This window comes from Vibrio sp. 10N.222.52.C12 (assembly GCF_041474215.1).
Taxonomy (GTDB): domain Bacteria; phylum Pseudomonadota; class Gammaproteobacteria; order Enterobacterales; family Vibrionaceae; genus Vibrio; species Vibrio crassostreae_C.
On record NZ_JBFRTR010000190.1, the window covers coordinates 1 to 1,437 of the forward strand.

The following is a 1,437-nucleotide window of genomic DNA, read 5'->3' on the forward strand; positions in this document are numbered from 1 at the left end:
TCAATGTAACCTGCATCGTGAGCAGTAATGGTAGAGATAACAGAAGTATCGAAATCTACAGGTGCTTTAGTTGCGTTTTCCTGTTTGATACCTTCCATTACCGAAGACCAAAGCTTGTTAGTTGCTTCAGTACCCTCAGAAACTAGGAAAGACTCGTCGCCTTCATACGGCGTGTAGTTCTTTTGAATGAAATCACGAACGTTTACTTCGCTTTGCCACTCACCTGCAGCAAAATCTTCCCAAGCTTTAGCAAATTGCTCTGCCATGACATACCTACCTTTTTAGTAGAAAAAATACGTACATTAACACTGTTGAGCCAGCGCCCCTCGTAAGGGTAGTACACTCTTATTAATAACAATATATATGAGCATATAAGCATCATATGGTTATATATATTGTCACTACCTTTTATATGTTGTCTTTACTCTATGTATTCAAGACTACGCTAAAAAATTTCTGCAAACCTTAAACTAAATCAATAAATGCCAAAAAAAGTTGAAAAAATTTGAGTGGCAGGGGTTGCCACCCAAACTTTTTTTTAATCCTAATACTACTTTTGTGTAGTAAGGACCATTATAGCCAAGCTTTTAGGCCATATTGACTTTCTAGCATACCAACTGCAAGCATTGCTACTAGACAGATAACTAAAACGCCAACTGGGATAACAATCTTATCTACAAATGATAGACGCTTCGCACGCTCTTTATCACCAATTAGACCGTTATTATCTAGAAGCATAGTCAGTGCCCATGCTAATACTGGGTTAACAACCGCTGAACCGAAGATACAGATACCAGCTGCTTGAGAGTCTTTTGAATCTTTAACCATCTGCATACCCGCTTCAAGTAGAGGTAGAGATACACCTACAAGTAGCGCAACACGCATCACTGGTGGCCATACTGCTACGTCCATTGGGAAGCCAAGAATCGCAACAATAATACATAGAGAGCCAAGCAAGATTGCGCCGCCAGGGATTGGACGTTTCGCGATTGCTGCTGGGATCATGTAAGTACCCCAAGATGAAGTGATGTTACCACCACCAACTGCTGTACCTACCATTTGACGAACTGAACACATAGTCATTGTGTCGTCTACGTCCATCAGTACTTTTTCAGACTTTTTAGGGTAGTTCAGTTCTTGGAAGATACGGTGACCTAGGAAGTCAGGTGACCACATTGCTACTGCTAGGATTGCAAATGGTAGAGAAGCGATGAAGTGCTCAACGTTTGGTAAACCAAGCATCCAACCTTCTTCAGTAGAACCCCACCAGTAGATTGGGTTTAGGTTTGGAATGCCTGTTTCAGTTACGAATTTGATATCGAAACCAGCACCAAGTACTAGAGCAATAGCTAGACCAGTGAAAGCACAAACAGGGATTGCTAACCAACGCTTGTTCACTTTAGCAAGGAATGCATATAGACCGATGGTAACGGCTAG

General features: G+C 41.4%; 1 protein-coding gene and 1 pseudogene. Both read right to left on the reverse strand.

Going from position 1 to position 1,437, the window contains the following annotated elements; translation table 11 throughout:
- A pseudogene (locus AB4623_RS23495) lies at positions 1-266 on the reverse strand (bifunctional pyruvate/2-ketobutyrate formate lyase); the annotation flags it as partial.
- Positions 267-573: 307 nt separating this feature from the next.
- A partial coding sequence (locus AB4623_RS23500; RefSeq protein WP_372147467.1) for a DUF3360 family protein occupies positions 574-1,437 on the reverse strand: 864 nt, incomplete at its 5' end.